We start from the raw sequence: 21,298 nt of genomic DNA, 5'->3' as shown, positions 1-21,298 counted from the left end.
TTATATAAAGCTATTTTAATCATTTATACGTAAAACAAAATGAAAATAAAACTCATTGCAATATTGACAACAATAGCATTATTTTCTCAATCTGCTAATGCAGCCAATCTTATCGAATTCTGGAACTCCCCTCAGCATGGTGGGAATGTTTTCAACCGTATGCCAGCTAGTTCTTCTCTTTATCTGGATCTTTCTGGATATAATGCATCTTGGGTTCGTATTGCTTATGGTAAATGGGAATCTGAACACAGAGACTTTCTAATTGGTGATGCAGATCATTTTCGCGGGATAATACAAAAGGATCTTGTTAAATTAAAAAAAGAAATTAACAACGCGGGTGAATCAGGTCTTAAAGTGGTTATAGCTCCTCTTTCTCTGCCTATGTACCGCTGGGCCCAAAATAACGACAATCGGTTTGATGGCCGCTTGTTTGAGAACGAAGAAAACTGGAAACCTGCCATCGCTTTCTGGCTTGAACTAGCAACAGAACTGAAGGATAACCCTCATGTTGCAGCCTATAACATTCTGAACGAACCTGCACCAGAAAAGCTGAATGGATTACCAGAACATTCAGACCTCACCACCATGAGCAATTGGTATAAAAAAGCTAAGGGTTCTAGCTACGATTTAGCCAAATTTTATAATACGATCATTACAGCTATACGCGAAGTTGATCCTCATACTCCCATAATGGTTGATGCCGGTTGGTATGCGGCTGCGGATAGTTTTAGCTATTGGGATCATCCTCTGAAAGATGACAAGGTACTTTACAGTTTCCATATGTACGAACCTTATGCAGCAACCAGCGCACCAAACTTGAAACGTAAGACCCCCTATAGATACCCAGGAGTGGTACCATTTTCAGGAGACAAAAAAGAAATGTGGGATAGTTCGCGCGTAGATACTTACCTTAACATGACAGTTGAATGGGCTAGATCTAGAGGTATCCCTGTGAATCGTCTCGTTGCAGGAGAATTTGGTTGTGTGCGCAAAATGAATGATTGTGCTGCCTATCTGAATGACGTGATTGCGGCGTTTGATAGAAATGCATTACACTGGGCTTTTTACAGCTTTAGAGAAGATGCTTGGGATGCAATGAATTATGAACTTGGTGTAAAGGGTAATGTCGGGTTTGCGTATTGGGAAGCGGTTAAAAACAATAAGCCAGATCCAAGTAAGTACAAGACCTCACCACTATTCTCCTTAATTCAGAAAAAACTCTGAACTTAATGCCCTGAGTGCCAACCTGACATTGGACAGCTATCAATCAAGGTAACATGAATTTTAGGTTCGCTATACCCTTTGTCGTGGCACACTACAGATCAACTATGAAAAATGACAAAGTAAGGTGTCCAGTTAGACTTGTCCAGAATAGGTTGCGACTGGCCAGTCAATCCCTCACTCAAAAGCGAACACTGAAAATGGCCTCATGCATCTACTCACCGTCGTTGTCGATGTTTTAACTCGCGTATCAGCGGGTAATTTTTCTACTTCCATTGGTATACAAACCTACTGAATCCATGAGTAAAATTGAAGATTGAACGATCTCACTTGATAATGGGTAGGACAAAGCCTGACCGTTGCTTAGGGAGTAAGGATAGGACAAAGCCTGACCGTTGCTTAGGGGGTATGGGGTATTGTTGTAATCAAATGATAATAACATAAAGCTGGGGGGGTATCCGCCGCCGCTTCTGAGCGCGATTAAATCATTCCAACCATTAGTTTTCGTGCTAGCAGCATAGATAGGTTGGCTGGTACCTACCGTTTTTGAAATTAATTGATAACGTAAACTGAGTTTGTCCCATTGATAGACGTACATATTACAACCACCAGTACCACAAGCGTCAGGACTTACAAGATGCACCACGGCTTCATCGATACCGTCACCGTTCAAATCATACCAACTAGAGTAATAATAGACTTGAGTTGCGAACTCATTATATAGCCCCCACACAGCTTGGTCGAGGAGCTGCATACTATTTTCTTTCGCTTGCAAGACTTGAGGGCAAGTAAGACTTAGAGCGAGAAGTAGAGTGCTGAAAGAGAGATGACGCATAGATTTAATTCTTATTACTGTGTCAGTGGAGACAATGAGTATACCAAGATTTAGAGTCATAAAATCTGGTTTATTTATGTTCAATTATGTCTTAATAATGACCGTGTAATTAAGTATATTAAAATGAACAGTTTGATTTCACATATTCTATGATGCATTTTTATCGTAAATGGGTTTTGCGGGCTTTGTTGCACAGATCGACGATTCAGCTAAGATGTTCTTTTGTTTTAAACGGTTCTGTTGCAAAGATTACTCTTAGCCCGAAAGTGCTCCGGTGATCTGGCTTCAAAAGCTTAATAGAATCTCGTGAGTGGGTGGAAGAATTTGTCAACTGGTACAACAACGAGCAATAAGTACAGTAAGCTCGATTTTGTGTCACCTGGTGTGCGTCATAAGATGCAAGATAAGAAGGTGTTGTCTAAACGAAAGCTGGTGCTGGAAGATGCGAGGGCTAGAAATCCCACGCGCTGGCCTAATGGTATCAGGAACTGAGATGCTATCGGCTAAGTGATACTGAACCCAGATAAAGAACCTGAAACAGAAGCAAGAAATGCCGCTTAAAATTTGAGTATAGAGTGCCAACTACCTTGAAAAACACCGGAAGGCTCATGATAGGATCTCAGCAAAAGTGAGTATAAGATCACAACATCATTAAATTTGAAAGCCCCCCCCATTTTAGTGGCTAAAACTTGTTCACCTTCTCGCCCTGCGTTAAACATCATTCGCTGGAACCAGTTCTGAAGTATTTTAAAAAGTCTGAACATTAAAATACTAAATCCCTATAATTCAGGAGCTATCCTATTCTTAATTAAACATTTAGCAGTGGTATTGAACGCTCTAGCATTGTTTTTTTTTATAAACCCATCTTTCCACATATTATCAAGAGTATTAATAATTTTATCCGTAATTTCAGGTTTATTGAATTTAGATTCTTCATGGATAAAAGCGAATGCAGATTTAACCTCTATAACCTCACAAATGAATCCAGGTAGTTTATGGTCAACATCCGATAGTAGATCATCTCCAACCAAAATGGCTAGGTCAGCTCTATTATTTTTCAAAAGAAGAATGTTAGTGGGGTGATCAAGAGTGTAATCTTTAACAATACCCTTTAGATCTAAATATTCAATTATCTTATCGGCGATCTCCTCCTCTCCTCTAGTTATCAACATTCGATTATAGTCTAGTGCCCCCTCTTTTCTGATCAAATAAATGTTCATTTTCATAACAGGCCCTAAATTCACAACCACATCTTTGAAATCATTCCTTTCGAAAAGTATAGAAAAATCCGTTTCACCAGTAGATAAAGATCTAGTCACTCGTTTAAGTGGTATAGCCATAATATTAAACTGAATATCCGTTCTCTTTTGAAGTTCTTTTATAATATCTATATAAATCCCTTCAACATTTCCAGTTTTTTCGTTTACAAACCCCCACGGAGGAATATCGTGTATCTGAGCATCAATTTTATTTTTGGCGTATGCCTCAAAACTAAAACTTGATAATATTAAAAAAACAATAAAGTAATTTGTTAAATAAAAACTCATTATTCAATCCTTTTTTATTTATCCATCTGAATTGTATATTATGACAAGTATGTTTTAAATATAGCATCTTAGCGTAGGATAATTTACTGATTCCCTGTCTACCCCTGAAATCCATAAAACCTGCGTACATAAATATACATTTTCAAACTTATATTATTGATTAATATGCATATTTCAAATAAACCCCTCTGTAGGGCTATGGTGAAAAGATCGTAGATTCAGCTAACCTCCTCTTTTTTTGGGCTTGGGCCCCCTTGAATTGTTATCTAAGTAGGCATTTTTATTGCGGCGCATATTTGATAACCCTGTGGTTCAGGCTTGAGTGGTCAAAATGGATATTACGCTCAGCGAATATTGCCTCAATATCACGATAACTGAGTTTATAAGGCTCTGTTGCAAAGATCGTCGATTCAGCTAAGCTCCTCTTTTGCTTTGCTCACTCATGAAACTCTTTAAATATCGACAATTTTCCCAGGGCGACCGCATGAGTGTTTATTCTTTAATCGAGCTATATAATCCAGCGAGTAAAACTTTCTCTAGATGTTGAGGATTCATTAAACAACGCTTTTGTTTACCAACGATGCTGAGCTCACAGGACTGGTATAAGCTGTAATAGCTAACCCAAGTGCTTTAACAATCCAAGCGATAATGCTTTCAGACGGATCTTGCTCTAAGCCTACCACCAAAGCCTCCCTGCGATTTGCTGCATGGGCCCCTAAAGCCTTACCTGCGAGGTAGAGTAAAATGGTGCGTACCGGAGCAGGCACTAGATCCCAGATGTTGAGTAAGTTTGTCAGTAGCGCCTGAAGGTTGGTCATCGCGGCATAGATTTTCTCCATATCATCGATGGATTGGATCTTATTGAGCACATAGATGTCGCCTGCCTTTAGCACGCTATTAATCGAGTGGGATTTGAAGAAATTCCATAGAGAACTCATCATCAGATCGCTTGCCATCGCAAGCTGAATTGTTTCCATCTTAGCTTGTGCGCTGGCATGACTTTCTGGGGCGGTAAGCAGTAGCTTTCTATCAGAAATACCTTGAAAGCTTAACGCTTTTTCGCCCATTTTGTCAGCTTCAACCTCAAGAGATTGGTCATTATTAATCGCAAGTCCATTGCGCTCAATGGTAGGCTTTACACGCCCCTGCTTTTGCTGAACAACATGCCAAGCTTCATGGGGTAAGTGCTTCTCCTGACCTGAAGCTAGATGTATCTGACTACCTTGAGCATAGGCATGAGCATTTAATTAAGCAGGTTTACGGGATCCTTTATGAACCGTAACATCCCCCATATCGAAATCTGACAGAGCCTCTATTCCACCACGTAACTGCGTAGGCAAGCCATTGGGACGATTATCATGCGGCACCTCTGGTGAGCTACTGGCATACAGCTCTGTATTGAATTGTGTGGCCTCACCAAGCTTCGCGATATCTTATAATACCATTTGTGCTGGGGACACGGGACGCCCATCACTAATCACCGCTCTCGAAAGAGTTGGTTTTGGACTGCGAGGGGTGAAACTAGCATTAACTTGAGTGTGATTTTGATTTTTATCGGCGTGAACTTTACTCATCAAACATTCCCTGTTTGGTCATCGCTTGTGATTTAACGTTATGATTAACTCAACCTATCAGGTCGTCGATAAATGTTCAAATAATGACTTTTCCATTTCACCTGATGCTTAGATAACTTCAGCTAAAGAGTTTCGTCATCAATATAGTGGTATTACTACTCATAGCCAGCCTATCTCAATTCATCCTGTATTTGTTAGGTTTAGCCGACAAACACAGGCAATACCAAGCTAATTCAATAAAGCACCGTAACGAACTCTCAAATCAATTTATTGGATTAAGGGCATACAAGGATAGGCTTTCGAAGCTGCTAAAACCTCACTGGAGAACAGCCATCAAGACACTGCAAGACTTAATTAGGGATCCACAGGCATGCTATTAAATTCGTGGAGATCCCTCAGGTATAGACCCAGCTTAGTGGTTTTATGTCTTAAATGGCTCAGTCGTATCTTGAAAGTTCTGGCATGCTCTTCATACATAACTAGATAAGCAGAACATACATAGGCAAGTCCTGCAGTGATGCTAAGCAGGCTTTTTATTTGATATGTGAATTCATTCTATGCTTTTAAGCTTCGCAAAAAACAGTTTCCTTCAGCCACTATACTGATGGCCGTTCGATGGTATGTTGCTTATAAGCTGATTTATCACAATATCGAAAAGTGACTAACTGAACGTGATGTTAACGTTGATCACGCAACAATCAACACTGTTGAGGAAGATGAAAGATTGCCTCTCAACTGTGCCCCTATTTATCTCCATTCAATATTTGCGAAATCTTATACTCAGCTTTTTCGATCACTTCTTTATGCTTGGCACTCGCCTTATTCAAATCAACGCCTCTCTCATTGAAAGTCTGATAATGAACTAGGCTTGAGGTGTACTGGTTCTTCACCACATAAGTAAGAATTGTCTCCATTAACTCACGCGTTGATAACCCATCATCATTATCTGAGTGCGCTAAAAGCCGCAACGCAAACAACGTTAACTCCCTCATTGCTTCCGCATCACTGGTCAGATTTTTGCTTTTTTTGTAATCCACCACGTTTGAATACAACTCAGGGGCACAAGCCACCTGGATCACTTTATTTCTAGCCATCACAAGACACTCCCTTACACTCAAACGTCCAATATAGGTGTATTGCACCGTTGAAATAACAATGAGAATAGAGCAATACACCGGTATTGCGCGCGTTTTTCGAGTATTGCACAGGCAAAGCACCAAAACAACAAACGATGAATAAACAGTAACTTGCAATAACCCTCAAAATGCAATATACGTGCAATACGCTTAACGCCAGCCCCGGCCGCAACTCAATCTAATACGATCATATTGGACCAGCAATATACGTGCAGTACGCTTTTACCGGGATTTCAAACGGTTTTTTTAAAATTTATTTACTGATCATCTTGAACTTTAATTAAATATAAATCAGTAAGTTAACCTTACAATTAGCCGTTTAAATGACCTGTCATTTCTGCGTGGGGTGTGGTCCTCATCTCGACGTAAAACTAACCACCCAATGACTGATGGCTCACTATTACAATTTAGGCGATTTTTTTGCTTAGTATGAACAGATAGCCTGCAGATTGGCGTTTGAAATCACGTTTTTGGGAAGGAGGATGTAGAGTGATTGAGGGTTGCCAGCGCGGCTTTGATTTTTCTAATATAAGTCAATCGTCTGCCTATCTAGTTCTGTATAAAGATCATCCCTGAACCTTCAAGATGCGACAGGATCCGTTATGGCCACTTTGACAATTCAGCCTCACGTACATACAGTGTACATACGATTAAATTCGAATGAAATGCAGTCAAAGCTGCAACAAATATCAAAAACACGGTGTTTCTTTTGATGAAGCTAAGTCCGTATTTTTTGATGCTTGGCATGAGTAATGAGACAAATTTATTACTTGTTTGTCACTGTGAACGTGACGGTGGCAATACGATAAGAATAATGTCAGCGAGAAAAGCAACCAAGAACGAAAGCAGAAACTATCAGCGAGGGTATTCATTATGAAAGAGGAATATGATTTATCAGCAATGAACTCACGTACAAATCCTTACGCGAGTAAATTAAAAAAGTCTGTGACTATACGTCTTGGTGAAGATGTCATTTCATACTTTAAAAGTATGGCAGAAGAGACTGGGGTTCCGTACCAAAGTCTCATTAATTTATATTTACGTGATTGTGTCGCTACACACAAAAAAATCGATATCAATTGGCATACGTAATCACTTCAACCACATCAATAGTCGCAATGAAGGGTGTGGTCCTCTTCTCCTCGTGAAATTAACCCGTCAATGACTGATGGCTCATATTTCAATTTGGACGATTTTTTGCTTAGTAGTAACTGATAGCCTGCAGATTGGCGTTTGAAATCACGTTTCCGGTAAGGAGTATGTAGACGGATTGAGGGTAGCCAGCGCGGCTTTGATTTTTCGAATATAAGTCAATCGTCGCGTGAGGGTCTTGGCACTAAATCCAGCATTGTAGGCACCAACACTATTCCAGTTATAACCATGGGTCGAAAAGTTTTGAGACAACACCCAGGCACCAATGTGGACGTTGTAGCACGCATCCGATAACAGGTTATCTTTATTAATCCCGAACTGAGCAAGACGAGAAAACCATGTTGAGTTTATTTGCATCAATCCATAATCGGTGCTGATTGTTTTACCTTGTGAGTTTTTATTAATATTAATGACGTTGGATTGATAATCACTTTCGACTTTAGCAATAGCAGTTAATAGTTTGGGGTTAACATGATAATAAAGACCAGCCTCATCAAAACAAAACGCGCTGACGTTTAATGAAGTGATGGCCATTAGTGATATCAGCTTTTTCATAGACGCAAAAAATAAAGGCCACAAGTGACCTTTATCATATCAGTTTAGCTTGAGCGTTTACATCGGTAAGATGTATTAGTATTCGCTGGGTAACAAAATGGTGGTGACACTTCTATCGGCTTCGGTGATTATCCAAATCACCTGATCGTTAAAAAGTAAGATGACATTATTCGGCCCCCCCCTCTTAGTGGCTTCATCATTTAATATTTTATCTTCTATCGGAGTATCACCCCAATCACCATTTAAGTGGCGAGTGATAAACAGCCTTAAATCTTTGTCGCTATCAATCGCTGACTTTTGTAGTTGATGAATACCTTGAGTGACAACACAGACACCTAGATCAAAATGACCCGCATTAGACGTATAACATTGTTCCATTGAATTGTTATCTATGTTAGATATATTCATATTTTTAATCCTGTCTTTATTGGTATGAATATTCCCCAGCAATAAACCAATCTATTGCTGGTTTTTTTATTTATGCCGCTTTATTTATCAGTTCATTGTTGTCGGCGTTGGTAAGCTCGGTTAAATATTGATGGGCTTTACTGGCAGCACTGGCCGCTTTAAAGATATATCGCTTGTCGTTGTGTAATCTTTTAAGCCATGACGCGATATAAGATTCGTGTTGAACCTCACCCGTCACGCCTAAGCTAGCCATTAAAAAGCTGCATCCCAATTCGGCAATTAATTCCTCGAAAGCGTAATCCTCAGAACCAAATTTATTTCGCATTGGACGGTCCAGGCGGGGCTTAGCGCCACACCAGTGGACCAGCTCATGAAGACCTGTTGCGTAAAAGTCAGCGGCATTAGTGAAACGCTCACGGCTCGGTAACACGATTTCATCGGTAGACGGTCTAAAAAAGGCGCTCTCGCCTTGTTCGGTAATATTGGCGCCCGTATCGATAAAGAACTGCTCGACATGTTCAAGCGCTTCAAACCCGCTAACAACCTCAATATCATTCACTGGCACAGGCTCGATATTCAGCCCATCTATTTGCTCAACATTAAAGACCGTGAAGCTCTTCAACATTGGAATATTTTCTTTCTCGCCCTGCTGATTTTCTTTTTCCAGCATCTTGTAAAAGATAATGCGCGTGCCCTTCTCTCCCTTACGCACACAACCACCCAGTGCAAGCGCTTGCTTGAACGTCAACCAACTACTGGAAGCAAACCCGCTAGCACTGGCCGCGCACCAGAGCAACAACACATTGATGCCGCTATACGCGTGACGCGTATCAAAATTAACTGGCAACCCACTGCTCCCGTTTGACGTTTCCCATGGACACACCCAAGGCTTAACCCCATTTTCAAGCGCGGCTATCACTTGGTCGGTTATCTCCTGATACAAATCGGTATGGCTTTTCTTGCCCTTCGCTCTGGTTTTTCTTTTGCTGTTAGAGATATCGGATTTGGGGGAGCCTGCTTGTGTCTTGTGGCTGGCAGTCTCGATGAAGGCATTAGTGGAAGTTGGCTGCGTAGGAAGTGAGTGTGTCATTGCGTTAGCTCCAGTGGGTTAAGTTATCGTTTTTTGTTTCCGCCTGTCTTCCTGGACTCAACACATGTTCTGACATGCAGGGGCGCGTAGCGGCGAAGCTTCCCTTGCATGGCGGGTTATGGGGTGAGACAGATAAGAAGGCAGAGCGAGTGCAAAAATGAGATGACCACTGGAGATAAATGACACTCGAAGGACAATGCAGGCTTACGCACACTTAAGCCGTCAAAGAGACTGACAGTGCCTGGTACTTTGCTGTTGATGTTGATTTGCGCTCGCCGCCGGGAAGGATTGGCTATCTGGAACTTAGGGCCACGGCAAGCTTGCTTGCCCGGGTGGCGCAAGTTAGCGATAGGAGGAGCTGGAGACGAAAAGCCCGATAATCGCTCAATAAAAGTTTGAGTTTAACTTCCTATTGCTTCAATTTTTCTTTCTGAGCACAGCGCCACCCATCTTGCCACTCTCTATGACGACTGGTGCTGTAATGATGTGGATTGTCAGTGAACTTAGCTCTGCTTTCATAAGCATCCCAACCTACTACACAGTCTTTAATTCTGCCACCTTGGTCCCGAATCATAAATTCCCTTCATTCAGAATTTTTGATAAATTTTAAATTATCCTGAACATTAATAACAAAATACTCGTCAGATCTAGGACGAAAAAAACCGTCAAAACCTAGTACACTTGGATCACCAATTGCTGTTACATCTTTTGCAAGTTGAGCATGATTCCAAGGTTTTCTGTAGATTTGTCTAAGTATCTCAACGTGATTGCCAGGAAATTCGAGGAGCTTTAGGGTTTTAATAGGCTCCGCTATTAATAATGTCTTTTTTAACTTAGGGTTTTCACTATCTCCCCAGTTCATATAAGATTCTGCTATGTTTTTATCTTTTTCAAGGTGAAACCAAAGAGCACCCTCAACAGAAACCGAGGGATCATGATGACCACCATGATAAATAATATTTGGTCTATGCTCTTTTATAGTTAAATCCCTAAAGTACTCTAATAGACTTTGATTTATTTCTGTTATTTCTGTTATTTCTGCATTATGCGCGTGATTCAAACTAGAGTGCTCACCAACAGCTTTCAGAGATGCATCGAGCACATTTGAATTAGCTTCACTTACACCAAACAAGCCTTTTATCCACTTAATCATAAATTTCCTATCATTTGATTAAGCTGCTTTAAGTACAGCTTGGGTGAATATTTTTGCCATGACCGGCGGAACAGCATTGCCGATTTAACCCCTGTAGAAGTCCCTCCCGCCCCAGCGAATAAGTCGATTCCTTTCATTACAAACTTCCCATCACTTAAATTCAAAATACTCTTTAAAAGCTAACGCTAATTCCTTAGCTTTTGCGTTGCTTGGTTCAAAGTAGTTTTCACCATCATAAGTAGGATCACCACCGCAACAACCACGAGTACCAAATGTGTAAGAATATAGACCTTGTTCCTGGTCTATTTCCATATACTCACCTTCTGACAAACTCAATTCTAGAGTCACTAAACCAAAAATAAAATCTGATCCCTCGGCATCATCTGAATCATGACAATCTATACGTGGAGGATTAAAACCAAGCCGTTTAATTTCATCTATTACGTCTGTCGTAAAAGGCCAAAGCTTCATATTTAAGTTTCCTATCGCGCTAATTGATAATCACGGATCAGAACTTCTAAGGGGATTTTAAGCCCTTCATTAAGCTTTCTGATCATCCCTAAGCTAAGGTGTCTTTTGTAGCTCAAAATCTCACTCACTCGGCTACGTTGCCCCAAATAAGGTACTAAGTCGGCATCCTCTAATCCTGCTTGCTCCATTCTGAAACGGATAGCTTGAACAGGATTAGGCGCATCAATGGGGTAGTGAAGTTCTTCAAACGCTTGCACTAACGTTACCAATACATCAAGTTCATCACGGTCAGATGTATTCGGCTGTGCATCCCAAAGCTGCTCTATACGCTCTAAAGCGGCCTTATTGTCGCTCTCTGTCTTAATTGGTTTAATGCTCATGTTCTTGACCTATTAAGTTTCGTCCTATGCCACTTCTACGGTTTGAACATCCATCGACAATTGACCATTACTAAATGTCGGTTTAAATCTAAACCCAATGCGATACAAGCAGTTCATCAACTTATCGATGCTGAACTTCTCAATGCGGCCATTCACTAGATCACTAACTCGCGGTTGAGTTAGCCCCATCTGCTCCGCAGCTTCAGCCTGTGACCATTTCTTTGCTGTGATGATGTCACGCACTGCAATCATTAAATCTGAGCGTGTTTGTAAGTCTGAGGCTTCTGAACCTTCCTCAACGACTGCTTCAAAGATGTTGTCATATTCTAGAGACATAATCATTTACCTAATTGTTCAACATATAAGCACATTATATCAATACCGATATATATACAAGCACTGATATAAATTATTTTCCAACCTCTGCCATCATTAACTTATAACGCGCTTTGGCTGTTTTCATGGCTTGCCGATCAACCCCGTTTGTAGTCTTAGTAAATGAATGAAGTATGTAAACAACATCATCAAATTTAGCCACATATATAGTCCGATATGCTGGTCGGCCATTCTCGATCAGCTCAACCGCCCCTATACCAACAGAGTCTTGTATGTGCTTATATTTTGAGAACGGGACTTTGTTTTGGGCTATCGCGTTCAAATCGTTACCGAACCGCTTTTGCACTTTATCAGACAAGGCTTTGAACTCTTTAAGCGATTGTTTATTAATAAACTTAAATTTTTTCATTCTTTCGGCTTTCTCCCTCTCTTTTTAGGCTTAGGAAACATCTGACGACTACATTTTCTAATATGGTCAAAATCGATATCCGTGTAGTCTCGTTGACTATCTATGCTCCTATGATGCAAAAGATTCTGAACTACAGGATCTGCATCTAAATCTTTTCGCTTTAAAAGTTTTTGAGCCAATCGAGCCATGCTATGTCGGCCTGTGTGGGAACTAGAGTTAGAGAACCCATAATCCTTGTAAAGTTTGGTAATTAAGTTCTGTACCGCTGTAGCAACATGATATTCCTTTCCTTTCCTTATTTTTCTGGTCAAAGAAAAATGCTTCCACACTCCATGATGAAAACTTAAAAACACATGGCTTTCTGGATCTAAACCTCGATATAACTCTTTATCAGCACCGAGTTTAATTCGATGCTTAACCCGATAACCCAGCCATTTGTTAACGTAAGATCGCTGTTCATCAATAACCACGGGCGCAATGGCGGGATAATTCCCCTTTGTTGCCTCTGCTCTTAGTCTCGTTAAATGAACAAGCTCCCCGTTTTTGTACAGAGCTTCTTTTACTTTCCATTGGCTAACTTCAACAGCTCTAAAGCATGAGCCGAAAGTCATCCACAACATAGCCTGATTACGAGTACACACCAAGGGATCAAATCGCTCATTATCGATGCGCTCGACTAGATCAATAAACTCGTCAGGGGTAACAGTTTCAGGTTGCTTAACGGTGCGTAAGTCAGGAACTTTCCAGATCCATTTAAAGTCAGATTCGCTCATAGTTTTCATATAGGAACTTTCATTTCCTATATAGTAGGGCGAAAATAAAGCGGCTGTCTACAAGCCGCATTAAATAAGGGTATATAGGAAAAAAGGATTAGTAATTTTAAGGCTAAAGACCGCTCCCCCCTCTTTTGACTGGTTATTTATTGGTCGTGGTCGCACCAGCTGCCGCACTGTATAGAGTTACAGTATAATGATTACAGGCTTATACAGCCTTACCTTAAAACAACATTGACAGAAGGAATTTATATGGGAAACAAACGAATTAAAGTAACCAACGAGACTGCTTCAGGTCGGAACACCAATTTTCATGATAACCGTCAAAATAAAGATATGACAAGGCAGCAGTTTGTTGGCGAAATAGAAAAAGGAAACTACTCAAACTATCATGTAAGAATGATCAATAACGTTAAAACACCAGTCTCGAATCCAGACGCGACCAGGAATAACAATCTAGATTAAGATGAATAGACTCAATATACTTCAAACGCTCAAAGGAGGCTCAAAGGAGGGCTCTGTTGCAAAGATCGTCGAATCAGCTAAGCTCCTCTTTTGTTTTAGGCCTGCTATCTCATGACACTCTTTAAGTATCGACAATTTTCCCATGACATTATCATTTGGGCTGTACGTTGGTATTGTAAATACGGGATCAGCTATCGAGAGCTCGAAGAGATGCTCAGTGAGCGTGGTATCAATGTTGACCACAGTACCATTTATCGCTGGATTCAGCGTTATGCGCCAGAAATAGAAAAACGATTAAGGTGGTATTGGAAGCCCAAAGCAGGATTAAGCTGGAAGGTCGATGAAACCTACATCAAAGTGAAAGGCAAATGGGTGTATCTGTATCGGGCTGTCGATAAACAAGGTCATACTGTCGACTTTTATTTATCGTCCAGACGTAATGCTAAGGCGGCTAAACGGTTTCTGGGTAAAGCTTTGAAAGGGCTCAAATGCTGGGAATGCCCCTCCGCCATCAATACCGACAAGGCCGCTTCCTACGGTGTAGCCATTACGGAATTAAAGAAAGAAGGCAAATGTTCTGAAGCGCTTGAACACCGGCAAATTAAATACCTGAACAATGCGGTAGAAGCCGATCATGGAAAATTGAAAAGGCTCATCAATCCTGTGAGAGGATTCAAATCGATGAAGACGGCTTATGCCACTATCAAAGGATTTGAAGTGATGCACATGTTTAAAAAAGGGCAGTTCAATATCTGGTTATCCGGTCAAGGAATAGCTGGAGAGATCCGTCTAATCACCAATGCACTGGTAAACTATTAATAATCAGCCAGATAACCGGAGCCTTTCGGACTAAAAGCAATCTTTGCAACAGAGCCAGCAAATGAAATTAGACGTATAAGCCCAATGGGAGTTATGTTAAATTACTTCCAATATATAGAGGAGATGCTAGGATATTTAGCACCGCCAATAGAAACGCACTCACTTGATACTAGCTCTATTTTTTTTCCTGCTGCCTTTGCAGTTAACAGCATCGAATACATTTCTTTTGCCAAAAAAGTACTGAAATATAAAACACCTGTTGTCTTAACATCACAATCTCCACCTTCAAAGGCTACATCGTAAACATACAGTCTAGACTCTTCTGCTGTAGATGATATAAGTTGAATTCCGTTATCACTTATATCAATAAATCCAGTCCTACTTCCTGCGCTTGCCCCAAACGACATCAACCCTATCAACCCAGCAAAAATAAACTTCTTCATTATTCTTCCGCAATCATTAATGTTTTTATTAAAAATTGATTATATATGGACGATATTAAATGCGCACTATCTCTTTTATGGTAAATCCCCCCCCCCGTTTTTAGCCAAATTATCTCTTCTTGTCGCTTGTCAGAAAAACAAAGAAAAATTGATTGAGCGCGGAGCGCAACCCTCCCGTTAACATACCCGTCGGCTAGGCTGATTGTGTGTAAAGCTCTGGGGAAGCTTGCTATCCCAGATTTTCCACATGAGGACTTAAATATACATTTATGTGATGACCTAGGGAAACTAAAAAATCATACCATGGGACTGTTAACGTGTGTAGAGCATTACTCATCAAGCAATTCGTTTAAATATAGACTAGAGAATGAATATCATGTAATTTCTCGGCATGGTTCAAAATCAGCGATTTTTAGTGAACACTTTCCGAAGCTGAAAAACTGCTGTGACCATTTGCCCCACATAGGTTTTGGAGTATTTCGGGAATTTAAAAGTGTTCACTTAATTTGAACCATGCCCAAATTCCTTACCGTCAAGTTCTATGTTAAGTTTATTTCTGAACCTTCAAGATGCGACAGAACCATCGTTGTGTCACTTTGGCACGCGAACTTGCAACAGAGCCGCCGAAAGTCATCCACAACATAGCCTGATTACGAGTACACACCAAGGGATCAAGTCGCTCATTATCGATGCGCTCGACTAGATCAATAAACTCGTCAGGGGTAACAGTTTCAGGTTGCTTAACGGTGCGTAAGTCAGGAACTTTCCAGATCCATTTAAAGTCAGATTCGCTCATAGTTTTCATATAGGAACTTTCATTTCCTATATAGTAGGGCGAAAATAAAGCGGCTGTCTACAAGCCGCATTAAATAAGGGTATATAGGAAACGGGAAAAACAATATTTAAGCTTAGACACTAGCTTCACAGGCGGCCTCCCCGAATATCTAGTCCATCATTTTAATCTGGCCTTTTGAGCGCCTTTGTTATCCGATTAATTACACTGTAACCGCTATTTAAAGCTGTTTAGCTGTCTTCGGGGGATGCATTCAAAAATAATCTAATTAATCCAGGTAACATCGCTAATTGAATACCGTAATTAGGTGTTATACGATGCACACATACGCAAAACGCAAAAAAACTTAGAAAGGCTACAACCTAACTGAGCTTTACCGTTCTGTAAGCTACAACTTACAGGCGTTTTTTAAGTGCTAACAAAATTTTTAAGATTGCTTGGATCTCATTCGAAAGATACCCAAGTGACTTAATCAACTCTATTAATGCGTCCATATAGGCGCTCCTACAATAGAAATCCAAGCCTGCCCTATGCAGGCTTTTTTTATCTCTAAACAATAGAGACATGACATGGTAGCTATCATTTTCAATGCTGTAAACTACGGATTTTATTGACGAAATCGTCAAAGGTTAGTTAACCAACCTTTGCTTCATGCTTATGCTGCGGAGCTATAGTTATCATATTGATTTTGTTATTAGTTCGGTTTTATAAAATAAATTCGGTTATTTTCAGCCAAACACACAAAAGCCCCATGGCTAGATGCATTTATGGTAGATATAGGAAACGCCAGAGATGAGAACGACCCGCTAGAAAGCGAGGCTGAATTGTTCGTTACTGGAGTGCTACAGAAATATCAGCCAAACTAGATACTGTATATTTAAACAGTACCTAGAGACCTGTTCATGAAAGCCATTCCCAATACAGCCAGCGCCGGCATTACAGGCTTCGAATCGCCTGCCGCCGAATACATCCAGCGGCCACTAAGTCTCGATGAACTGTTAATCGCTCACCCTAGTTCTACTTTTTTTGGTCATGCATCCGGGGAATCGATGCGCAATGTCGGCATATTCGATGGTGATACCCTTATCATCGATAGACATGTTACCGCCCAAAATGGTGATGTGGTGGTAGCTAACTACAATGGTGAGTTTGTCTGCAAGTTAATTGATACTGTCAGAAAACGCTTACTGTCTGCAAACGATGAACATCAACCACTGGTCATACATGAGCATGACCAGTTTTGCATTGAAGGTGTGGTAGTCAGTTCGATACGCTGCCACAGACCCAGCCCACTATTAACCGCTAGCATATGAATAACAGCCCACCCCGCTAATAGCCCCTCACTATTACCTATGTACGCACTCGTAGACGCCAATTCATTTTATTGCTCTGCAGAACAAGTCTTTCGCCCTGAATGGCGAGGGAGACCCATTGTTGTGCTCTCGAACAACGATGGCTGCATCGTCGCCGCCAATCGCCAGGCTAAAGACGTTGGCATCCCAAAATTCAAACCTTACTTTGAGGTCAAGGCACTGTGTGACAAGCACAACGTTATAGCGCTATCTTCAAATTATGAACTGTACGCTTCACTGTCTGCCCACATGATGGACGTGATAGGCCGCTTCGCGCCCAGACAACATATCTACAGCATCGATGAGTCCTTTCTCTCTCTCAAGCATTGCTACCCTGCGATACCCAACCTCACTGAGCATGCACATAAAATCAGACGCGCGGTATGGAAAGAAACCCGCCTCCCCGTCTGTGTTGGTATCGGCGCCACCCTGACACTGGCTAAGGTAGCCAATCATGCTGCCAAAAAACTAATGGGTTATAACGGTGTCTGTCACATAGATTCAAACGAGGAGCGTAAAGCGGTATTACTGGCGATAAAGCCAACAGATGTATGGGGGGTAGGTAATCGAATAGCCAAACGTCTGGACCTAATGGGAATAAAAAACGCCTTCCAACTCGCATCGATGCCGCCAGGCCTGGCAAGAAAATCATTCAGCATTGAAATTGAACGAACGGTCAGAGAACTCAATGGTGAGGAGTGCAAGCAATGGGATGAAGCCAGAGCAGACAAGAAACAGATATTCTCAACCCGAAGCATGGAAGACCGTGTAACTGACAAAGAGGCACTCAAACAAGCCCTCAGTAAACATGTCGGTATAGCGGCAGCGAAGGCCAGAAAACAAGGCTCTGTCTGTGGCTCCATGCTCATATTCGCAAGCAACTCTCCTTTTGATGAAAGGCCCACAGGCTTTAAACAAACCATAAAGTTCTCATTTCCCACCGCCGACACCCTGCAAATGACACACGCGGTGACAGCGGCCACAGACGCACTCTTTCAGCCAAATGTCAGGTATTACAAGGTCGGAATAGGGTTACTGGATTTGTGCTCATCCAGTCATGTGCAATCAGATTTATTTGAGACCATCAGCGACCCTAAACTTATGAGCGTCTATGACGCACTAAATGCCAGATTTGGCAGCGGCGCTATGTTTCTGGCTGCACAAGGTATTTCGCCGAAATGGAGAATGCGCAGAGACAGACTCACGCCACAGTACACGACAAACTGGGCAGATATACCCAAGATTCAATGTCGATAAACAGCCGAGGATACCCCCTCAGCAAAGTATCAATCATATGCTGTCAGTGAGACCAGTTGATCTAACCTGATTTTTTTGATTCAATATTCAACTCACACAATGACATGCCAAGGAATAACAAATTGAATTCTCGCGATTTCACCACTAAAGAAGAGAATGGCCAAATAACAGCAGCGCAAAGTAAAAGTTACTGGACTGTTGATAAAGGCGGAATGCTAATCACTGGCAGCGTTGATGGGCAGGATATATTAGAGTTTTCATCCAAACCGATTCAAAATAAATCTGCCTTAGTTAAGTGGGCTCTGAGAGTATTCTATTAACAGTTAGCTGTAATATAAAAACGCTACAGTAGCTTGTACAACTGTGGCCCAATATAATCACTGTAAATCGTTATTATTTAGGTACGTCTTAGAGTGATCACTCCAAGACGTTATTGCCCAAAAATTAGCTAGGGGAAATGTGTGTTCACATCCTGTTTATCAGCTTTTGCCATAACTCAGCTAATGTGAGGTGAAAAATACAAGACCTGACCCTAAAACTATGGAGTATTGGAGCAGCCTAATTAGCTACGACCCTTTGTTGGTACGTCTCCTTTGTTGATAATGATACAAAGACACCGTGAGCGATTACGGCTGTCCGGCTGATTAAGTAATGAAGTAAGAGCGGCGGTAAATATGTGATGGCTGTGCCGTTACTGATAGTGGAAACGCAATACCTTGTTGGTATAAATATCGACGAGGGCTAAAGGTTTTTTAGAAAGCGGAAGTTGAAATGTATAACCCAAAAAAGGCAAAGAGAGATGATGAAGGCCATGATGTGGATGTAATAAAGCTCAAACCATATCAAACAATTAACTGCGAGCTGTATAAAAAACGATTACCCCAGAAAAGCAAATTCCTATAGCATAAAGCATACCAAATAACATGGATGTGGCAGCGGCCAAGTTCAACACGCGATTTATGCCTTGCAAACAACACAACGCATAAATACTAAGACGTTAGCCACTTATGCCGTATATGCGGCATTCAAATTTTATAGGGATTTATATGATGAAAAAACTATTGCTATTATCAACTTTGTTTTTTGCTTCTCAAGGCGGAGCTCAAACTTGGGTTGAGGTCGATGATGCAAGTAAATTGCTATGGCAAATGAGTGCGGGTGGTACTGTTTATTTCAGAAATTTAAATGAATTCGATTCAGCTCAAGGTGCTTGTTGTTATGCATACAATCTGGATACAACAACTCCAGGTGGCAAATCAATATGGAGCATGATCTTAACTAAGATGGCATCAAAGAAAAGAATTACTTTAGGTTTCCCAAGTGTAGCTTCAAATGATAATCCGCAAACGTTAAACTACATCGGTCGGCATTCTCATGCTTCAAACGAATGATTTTATTAGCTAATCCATGTATGAACCCCACCATCATACATAGCTAATGTAAGATGGTTCGAATGAAAAAACAGGAGTTCTTTTATGACAAATTCTCAGATTATTGGTCTTGATTTAGCAAAGAATGTTATCCCAGTTTGTAAGATAGATAAGCATGGCGAGTTAATATCAAATAAAGCCATTAGTCCTAAGAAGCTAAAAGAGCTGCTGGCAAAATCAACCACATCAATAGTGGCAATGGAAGGGTGTGGTAGCTGTCATTACTGGGGAAGGCTAGCTAAAACGAAAACGGATAAAGGAGTCGGAACTAATTAGGGATTTCGAATGAAATTCAGATACTTTTTCTTATCTGAGCTTCTTTAGCATATCTCGCCCTTAGCGTAGGATAATTTACTAATTCCCTGTCTACCCCTTATCTAATTCCTGCTCCTTGACTTGCTGTGGAGGAGGCGTAACACGTCTCCGTCGTAGAAGGGAGATCAATCACGACCCCCCAGTCCTTACCTAAAGCAAATGCTGTCAGTACCATAGACATTGCAATTTTAGTGCGCTCTACTCCCATATCTGATACACGAAAACGCACACTATTACCTATACAAAAATTTGCAATGTTTTCATTAGACATCTCGACTTCAAAGCTGCCATCACTACTATATGCACTGATGTTGCTAACTTCTCCCCAATACCATGCATTTACAGCATGGCTATTAAAGCTGAAAGAGGTAAGTAAAAAAATACTTAAAAAAATTTTCATTTTTAGTTTCCTTGAGCACGCGTACAATACGCAGGCTATTTTTCCATAAAATAAATCGTACACAGTTCTATCTCATATTCGAGGAAAATAACGAAGACACGCAAAATTGTCAACTTGACCCTTGTTCAAAGTAGAAGTAAACCCTCAATTTATAGCCGCTCGCTCTCTACTTGCGACAGAACCATGTATGGTCTGCTTATCTAGCTCTGTATGAAGATAAATAACTTTCAAGATACGACAAAACCTAAAATAAAAGAGTGACTTATCTGAATCAACGATTTTTGCAACAGAGCCTTATTTCTTGTGTATGCCTTCTCCCTCCCGGCCAGCGAAAGCACATAATGCCATAGTTACACTACGAGCATATGCTCTAGAAATACATCGTTCGGAGACTTATATCCCGAGTTGCTCTCTTTAGTGTATTGGGGGGATGCTCGGTTCTGAAAATACCGGTCCTCCTAATAAAGCTCTATTCTGGTTAAATCCTCAGAGCCATTAACGATAGTGCACAAATCATTTCCTTTTAAAGCAATTGTTTTTTGTGCTGCATATGCAGTCAGGATTTGACTTAACATTTGTTTGCCAAATTCAGATTCAGTCGCTATCACATAGTCCCATGAATGGTTGGTATGACAATGCCCAGAACCTCTGGAAGGTGCTTCATCTACTTTGATGAATATAACCGAACCGTATGATTGACTCATCATTGTTTTGGTAATCTTTACGTCTTTAATTTCTGATGCATTCCCGGAGAGTGCTATCAATGAGAGTGCTGCAATGGTTAATGTCTTCATGTCTTCATGTCTTCATGTCTTCATGTCTTCATGTCTTCATGTCTTCATGTCTTCATGTCTTCATGTCTTCATGTCTTCATGTCTTCATGTCTTCATGTCTTCATGTCATTCCATTTAGTTCTTGGGGTTGGAGTAAAGCGAAATTTTACATTATTCCTGTGCCAGATTTGACATCAGGCCTGTTACAAAA

General features: G+C 40.9%; 28 protein-coding genes and 3 pseudogenes. 11 read left to right on the top strand and 20 right to left on the bottom strand.

Annotated features, from left to right (window positions below):
• Positions 1 to 39 precede the first annotated feature (39 nt).
• Positions 40 to 1,224 (top strand): glycoside hydrolase family 5 protein, encoded by a 1,185-nt coding sequence (locus tag FS373_RS18315; RefSeq protein WP_152830126.1) that lies wholly within the window; start codon positions 40 to 42, stop codon positions 1,222 to 1,224.
• A gap of 247 nt (positions 1,225 to 1,471) precedes the next feature.
• On the opposite strand, the gene FS373_RS18310 is transcribed toward FS373_RS18315, so the two are convergent.
• The gene (locus tag FS373_RS18310; protein ID WP_152830124.1) at positions 1,472 to 1,975 is read right to left on the bottom strand and encodes a hypothetical protein; all 504 of its coding nucleotides are present in this window, start codon (positions 1,973 to 1,975) and stop codon (positions 1,472 to 1,474) included.
• Between the two features lie 359 nt (positions 1,976 to 2,334).
• Here FS373_RS18310 and FS373_RS31595 point away from each other — a divergent pair.
• Positions 2,335 to 2,563, top strand: a pseudogene (locus tag FS373_RS31595) (IS3 family transposase); the annotation flags it as partial.
• 272 nt (positions 2,564 to 2,835) lie between these two features.
• On the opposite strand, the gene FS373_RS18305 reads toward FS373_RS31595, so the two are convergent.
• The 4 genes and pseudogenes from FS373_RS18305 to FS373_RS32125 all read right to left on the bottom strand — a co-directional run bounded on the left by FS373_RS18305 (position 2,836) and on the right by FS373_RS32125 (position 5,177).
• The gene (locus FS373_RS18305) at positions 2,836 to 3,603 is read right to left on the bottom strand and encodes a substrate-binding periplasmic protein (protein ID WP_152830122.1); all 768 of its coding nucleotides are present in this window, start codon (positions 3,601 to 3,603) and stop codon (positions 2,836 to 2,838) included.
• A 283-nt stretch (positions 3,604 to 3,886) separates the two neighbouring features.
• A pseudogene (locus FS373_RS18300) lies at positions 3,887 to 3,988 on the bottom strand (IS6 family transposase); the annotation flags it as partial.
• A gap of 169 nt (positions 3,989 to 4,157) precedes the next feature.
• Complete coding sequence (locus tag FS373_RS18295) at positions 4,158 to 4,670, bottom strand: hypothetical protein (protein ID WP_152830120.1); 513 nt, start codon at positions 4,668 to 4,670, stop codon at positions 4,158 to 4,160.
• A 366-nt stretch (positions 4,671 to 5,036) separates the two neighbouring features.
• Positions 5,037 to 5,177, bottom strand: coding sequence for a hypothetical protein (locus FS373_RS32125; protein ID WP_227992962.1), 141 nt, complete (start codon positions 5,175 to 5,177; stop codon positions 5,037 to 5,039).
• A 149-nt stretch (positions 5,178 to 5,326) separates the two neighbouring features.
• On the opposite strand from FS373_RS32125, the pseudogene FS373_RS18290 reads away from it, so the two are divergent.
• A pseudogene (locus FS373_RS18290) lies at positions 5,327 to 5,557 on the top strand (IS4 family transposase); the annotation flags it as partial.
• 363 nt (positions 5,558 to 5,920) lie between these two features.
• Here FS373_RS18290 and FS373_RS18280 read toward each other — a convergent pair.
• Entirely contained in the window at positions 5,921 to 6,271 is a 351-nt protein-coding gene (locus tag FS373_RS18280) for a hypothetical protein (protein ID WP_152830118.1), read from the bottom strand.
• 915 nt (positions 6,272 to 7,186) lie between these two features.
• On the opposite strand from FS373_RS18280, the gene FS373_RS18270 reads away from it, so the two are divergent.
• On the top strand, positions 7,187 to 7,405 hold the full coding sequence (locus FS373_RS18270; RefSeq protein WP_152830114.1) for a BrnA antitoxin family protein: 219 nt from the start codon (positions 7,187 to 7,189) through the stop codon (positions 7,403 to 7,405).
• A 147-nt stretch (positions 7,406 to 7,552) separates the two neighbouring features.
• Here FS373_RS18270 and FS373_RS18265 read toward each other — a convergent pair whose 3' ends face one another.
• The 10 genes from FS373_RS18265 to FS373_RS18225 form a co-directional block, all read right to left on the bottom strand.
• Complete coding sequence (locus FS373_RS18265; RefSeq protein WP_227992961.1) at positions 7,553 to 7,999, bottom strand: lytic transglycosylase domain-containing protein; 447 nt, start codon at positions 7,997 to 7,999, stop codon at positions 7,553 to 7,555.
• Positions 8,000 to 8,095: 96 nt separating this feature from the next.
• Positions 8,096 to 8,428: a type I restriction endonuclease subunit M gene (locus tag FS373_RS18260; protein ID WP_152830111.1), complete on the bottom strand. Its 333-nt coding sequence runs from the start codon at positions 8,426 to 8,428 to the stop codon at positions 8,096 to 8,098.
• A gap of 70 nt (positions 8,429 to 8,498) precedes the next feature.
• Positions 8,499 to 9,518 carry an ArdC family protein gene (locus FS373_RS18255; protein WP_152830109.1) on the bottom strand — a complete coding sequence of 340 codons (1,020 nt, stop codon included), beginning with the start codon at positions 9,516 to 9,518 and terminating at the stop codon, positions 8,499 to 8,501.
• Between the two features lie 409 nt (positions 9,519 to 9,927).
• Positions 9,928 to 10,092: a hypothetical protein gene (locus FS373_RS31590; protein WP_194165890.1), complete on the bottom strand. Its 165-nt coding sequence runs from the start codon at positions 10,090 to 10,092 to the stop codon at positions 9,928 to 9,930.
• 9 nt (positions 10,093 to 10,101) lie between these two features.
• Positions 10,102 to 10,671 carry a hypothetical protein gene (locus tag FS373_RS18250; RefSeq protein WP_152830107.1) on the bottom strand — a complete coding sequence of 190 codons (570 nt, stop codon included), beginning with the start codon at positions 10,669 to 10,671 and terminating at the stop codon, positions 10,102 to 10,104.
• A gap of 150 nt (positions 10,672 to 10,821) precedes the next feature.
• Positions 10,822 to 11,142, bottom strand: coding sequence for a hypothetical protein (locus FS373_RS18245; RefSeq protein WP_152830105.1), 321 nt, complete (start codon positions 11,140 to 11,142; stop codon positions 10,822 to 10,824).
• 11 nt (positions 11,143 to 11,153) lie between these two features.
• Positions 11,154 to 11,522, bottom strand: coding sequence for a helix-turn-helix domain-containing protein (locus tag FS373_RS18240; RefSeq protein ID WP_152830103.1), 369 nt, complete (start codon positions 11,520 to 11,522; stop codon positions 11,154 to 11,156).
• 24 nt (positions 11,523 to 11,546) lie between these two features.
• Positions 11,547 to 11,858, bottom strand: coding sequence for a helix-turn-helix domain-containing protein (locus FS373_RS18235; RefSeq protein ID WP_152830102.1), 312 nt, complete (start codon positions 11,856 to 11,858; stop codon positions 11,547 to 11,549).
• Positions 11,859 to 11,931: 73 nt separating this feature from the next.
• Positions 11,932 to 12,267: a type II toxin-antitoxin system RelE/ParE family toxin gene (locus FS373_RS18230; protein ID WP_152830101.1), complete on the bottom strand. Its 336-nt coding sequence runs from the start codon at positions 12,265 to 12,267 to the stop codon at positions 11,932 to 11,934.
• Complete coding sequence (locus FS373_RS18225) at positions 12,264 to 13,049, bottom strand: tyrosine-type recombinase/integrase (protein WP_152830100.1); 786 nt, start codon at positions 13,047 to 13,049, stop codon at positions 12,264 to 12,266. The genes FS373_RS18230 and FS373_RS18225 overlap by 4 nt, the downstream gene beginning before the upstream one ends.
• A 243-nt stretch (positions 13,050 to 13,292) precedes the next feature.
• Here FS373_RS18225 and FS373_RS18220 point away from each other — a divergent pair, with 243 nt between their 5' ends.
• Entirely contained in the window at positions 13,293 to 13,505 is a 213-nt protein-coding gene (locus FS373_RS18220) for a hypothetical protein (protein ID WP_152830099.1), read from the top strand.
• Positions 13,506 to 13,616: 111 nt separating this feature from the next.
• Positions 13,617 to 14,324: an IS6 family transposase gene (locus tag FS373_RS18215; protein ID WP_152830098.1), complete on the top strand. Its 708-nt coding sequence runs from the start codon at positions 13,617 to 13,619 to the stop codon at positions 14,322 to 14,324.
• Positions 14,325 to 14,425: 101 nt separating this feature from the next.
• Here FS373_RS18215 and FS373_RS18210 read toward each other — a convergent pair whose 3' ends face one another.
• Complete coding sequence (locus tag FS373_RS18210) at positions 14,426 to 14,767, bottom strand: hypothetical protein (RefSeq protein WP_152830097.1); 342 nt, start codon at positions 14,765 to 14,767, stop codon at positions 14,426 to 14,428.
• Positions 14,768 to 15,317: 550 nt separating this feature from the next.
• Positions 15,318 to 15,572 (bottom strand): hypothetical protein, encoded by a 255-nt coding sequence (locus FS373_RS18205; RefSeq protein ID WP_152830096.1) that lies wholly within the window; start codon positions 15,570 to 15,572, stop codon positions 15,318 to 15,320.
• Between the two features lie 890 nt (positions 15,573 to 16,462).
• On the opposite strand from FS373_RS18205, the gene FS373_RS18200 reads away from it, so the two are divergent.
• The 5 genes from FS373_RS18200 (at position 16,463) to FS373_RS18180 (ending at position 19,875) form a co-directional block, all read left to right on the top strand.
• Positions 16,463 to 16,873, top strand: coding sequence for a LexA family protein (locus tag FS373_RS18200; RefSeq protein WP_152830095.1), 411 nt, complete (start codon positions 16,463 to 16,465; stop codon positions 16,871 to 16,873).
• A gap of 39 nt (positions 16,874 to 16,912) precedes the next feature.
• The gene (locus FS373_RS18195; protein WP_152830094.1) at positions 16,913 to 18,169 is read left to right on the top strand and encodes a Y-family DNA polymerase; all 1,257 of its coding nucleotides are present in this window, start codon (positions 16,913 to 16,915) and stop codon (positions 18,167 to 18,169) included.
• 122 nt (positions 18,170 to 18,291) lie between these two features.
• On the top strand, positions 18,292 to 18,489 hold the full coding sequence (locus FS373_RS18190; protein ID WP_144044797.1) for a hypothetical protein: 198 nt from the start codon (positions 18,292 to 18,294) through the stop codon (positions 18,487 to 18,489).
• 726 nt (positions 18,490 to 19,215) lie between these two features.
• Positions 19,216 to 19,560 carry a hypothetical protein gene (locus tag FS373_RS18185; RefSeq protein WP_152830093.1) on the top strand — a complete coding sequence of 115 codons (345 nt, stop codon included), beginning with the start codon at positions 19,216 to 19,218 and terminating at the stop codon, positions 19,558 to 19,560.
• A gap of 84 nt (positions 19,561 to 19,644) precedes the next feature.
• Positions 19,645 to 19,875, top strand: a complete 231-nt coding sequence (locus tag FS373_RS18180; RefSeq protein WP_152830092.1) for a hypothetical protein — start codon at positions 19,645 to 19,647, stop codon at positions 19,873 to 19,875.
• A gap of 97 nt (positions 19,876 to 19,972) precedes the next feature.
• Here the strand turns inward: FS373_RS18180 and FS373_RS18175 are convergent, their stop codons facing one another.
• Positions 19,973 to 20,314, bottom strand: coding sequence for a hypothetical protein (locus FS373_RS18175; RefSeq protein WP_152830091.1), 342 nt, complete (start codon positions 20,312 to 20,314; stop codon positions 19,973 to 19,975).
• Positions 20,315 to 20,772: 458 nt separating this feature from the next.
• Positions 20,773 to 21,108 carry a hypothetical protein gene (locus FS373_RS18170; protein ID WP_152830090.1) on the bottom strand — a complete coding sequence of 112 codons (336 nt, stop codon included), beginning with the start codon at positions 21,106 to 21,108 and terminating at the stop codon, positions 20,773 to 20,775.
• Positions 21,109 to 21,298 lie beyond the last annotated feature (190 nt).

The organism is Shewanella sp. YLB-07, from assembly GCF_009377275.1.
The sequence above is the reverse complement of the archived record's forward strand: the minus strand, read 5'-3'. Positions and strand labels throughout refer to the sequence as shown.

Bases quoted from the DNA above. Each gene is read 5' to 3' on its own strand.
- FS373_RS18280 (WP_152830118.1), bottom strand. From the start codon at position 6,271: ATGGCTAGAAATAAAGTGATCCAGGTGGCTTGTGCCCCTGAGTTGTAT.
- FS373_RS18210 (WP_152830097.1), bottom strand. From the start codon at position 14,767: ATGAAGAAGTTTATTTTTGCTGGGTTGATAGGGTTGATGTCGTTTGGG.
- FS373_RS18250 (WP_152830107.1), bottom strand. From the start codon at position 10,671: ATGATTAAGTGGATAAAAGGCTTGTTTGGTGTAAGTGAAGCTAATTCA.
- FS373_RS18200 (WP_152830095.1), top strand. From the start codon at position 16,463: ATGAAAGCCATTCCCAATACAGCCAGCGCCGGCATTACAGGCTTCGAA.
- FS373_RS18185 (WP_152830093.1), top strand. From the start codon at position 19,216: ATGATGAAAAAACTATTGCTATTATCAACTTTGTTTTTTGCTTCTCAA.
- FS373_RS18175 (WP_152830091.1), bottom strand. From the start codon at position 20,314: ATGAAAATTTTTTTAAGTATTTTTTTACTTACCTCTTTCAGCTTTAAT.
- FS373_RS31590 (WP_194165890.1), bottom strand. From the start codon at position 10,092: ATGATTCGGGACCAAGGTGGCAGAATTAAAGACTGTGTAGTAGGTTGG.
- FS373_RS18240 (WP_152830103.1), bottom strand. From the start codon at position 11,522: ATGAGCATTAAACCAATTAAGACAGAGAGCGACAATAAGGCCGCTTTA.
- FS373_RS18270 (WP_152830114.1), top strand. From the start codon at position 7,187: ATGAAAGAGGAATATGATTTATCAGCAATGAACTCACGTACAAATCCT.
- FS373_RS18295 (WP_152830120.1), bottom strand. From the start codon at position 4,670: ATGGGCGAAAAAGCGTTAAGCTTTCAAGGTATTTCTGATAGAAAGCTA.
- FS373_RS18305 (WP_152830122.1), bottom strand. From the start codon at position 3,603: ATGAGTTTTTATTTAACAAATTACTTTATTGTTTTTTTAATATTATCA.
- FS373_RS18195 (WP_152830094.1), top strand. From the start codon at position 16,913: ATGTACGCACTCGTAGACGCCAATTCATTTTATTGCTCTGCAGAACAA.
- FS373_RS18220 (WP_152830099.1), top strand. From the start codon at position 13,293: ATGGGAAACAAACGAATTAAAGTAACCAACGAGACTGCTTCAGGTCGG.
- FS373_RS18230 (WP_152830101.1), bottom strand. From the start codon at position 12,267: ATGAAAAAATTTAAGTTTATTAATAAACAATCGCTTAAAGAGTTCAAA.
- FS373_RS18205 (WP_152830096.1), bottom strand. From the start codon at position 15,572: ATGAAAACTATGAGCGAATCTGACTTTAAATGGATCTGGAAAGTTCCT.
- FS373_RS18170 (WP_152830090.1), bottom strand. From the start codon at position 21,108: ATGAAGACATTAACCATTGCAGCACTCTCATTGATAGCACTCTCCGGG.
- FS373_RS18260 (WP_152830111.1), bottom strand. From the start codon at position 8,428: ATGAATATATCTAACATAGATAACAATTCAATGGAACAATGTTATACG.
- FS373_RS18225 (WP_152830100.1), bottom strand. From the start codon at position 13,049: ATGAAAACTATGAGCGAATCTGACTTTAAATGGATCTGGAAAGTTCCT.
- FS373_RS32125 (WP_227992962.1), bottom strand. From the start codon at position 5,177: ATGAGTAAAGTTCACGCCGATAAAAATCAAAATCACACTCAAGTTAAT.
- FS373_RS18215 (WP_152830098.1), top strand. From the start codon at position 13,617: ATGACACTCTTTAAGTATCGACAATTTTCCCATGACATTATCATTTGG.
- FS373_RS18180 (WP_152830092.1), top strand. From the start codon at position 19,645: ATGACAAATTCTCAGATTATTGGTCTTGATTTAGCAAAGAATGTTATC.
- FS373_RS18265 (WP_227992961.1), bottom strand. From the start codon at position 7,999: ATGGCCATCACTTCATTAAACGTCAGCGCGTTTTGTTTTGATGAGGCT.
- FS373_RS18310 (WP_152830124.1), bottom strand. From the start codon at position 1,975: ATGCAGCTCCTCGACCAAGCTGTGTGGGGGCTATATAATGAGTTCGCA.
- FS373_RS18245 (WP_152830105.1), bottom strand. From the start codon at position 11,142: ATGAAGCTTTGGCCTTTTACGACAGACGTAATAGATGAAATTAAACGG.
- FS373_RS18255 (WP_152830109.1), bottom strand. From the start codon at position 9,518: ATGACACACTCACTTCCTACGCAGCCAACTTCCACTAATGCCTTCATC.
- FS373_RS18315 (WP_152830126.1), top strand. From the start codon at position 40: ATGAAAATAAAACTCATTGCAATATTGACAACAATAGCATTATTTTCT.
- FS373_RS18235 (WP_152830102.1), bottom strand. From the start codon at position 11,858: ATGTCTCTAGAATATGACAACATCTTTGAAGCAGTCGTTGAGGAAGGT.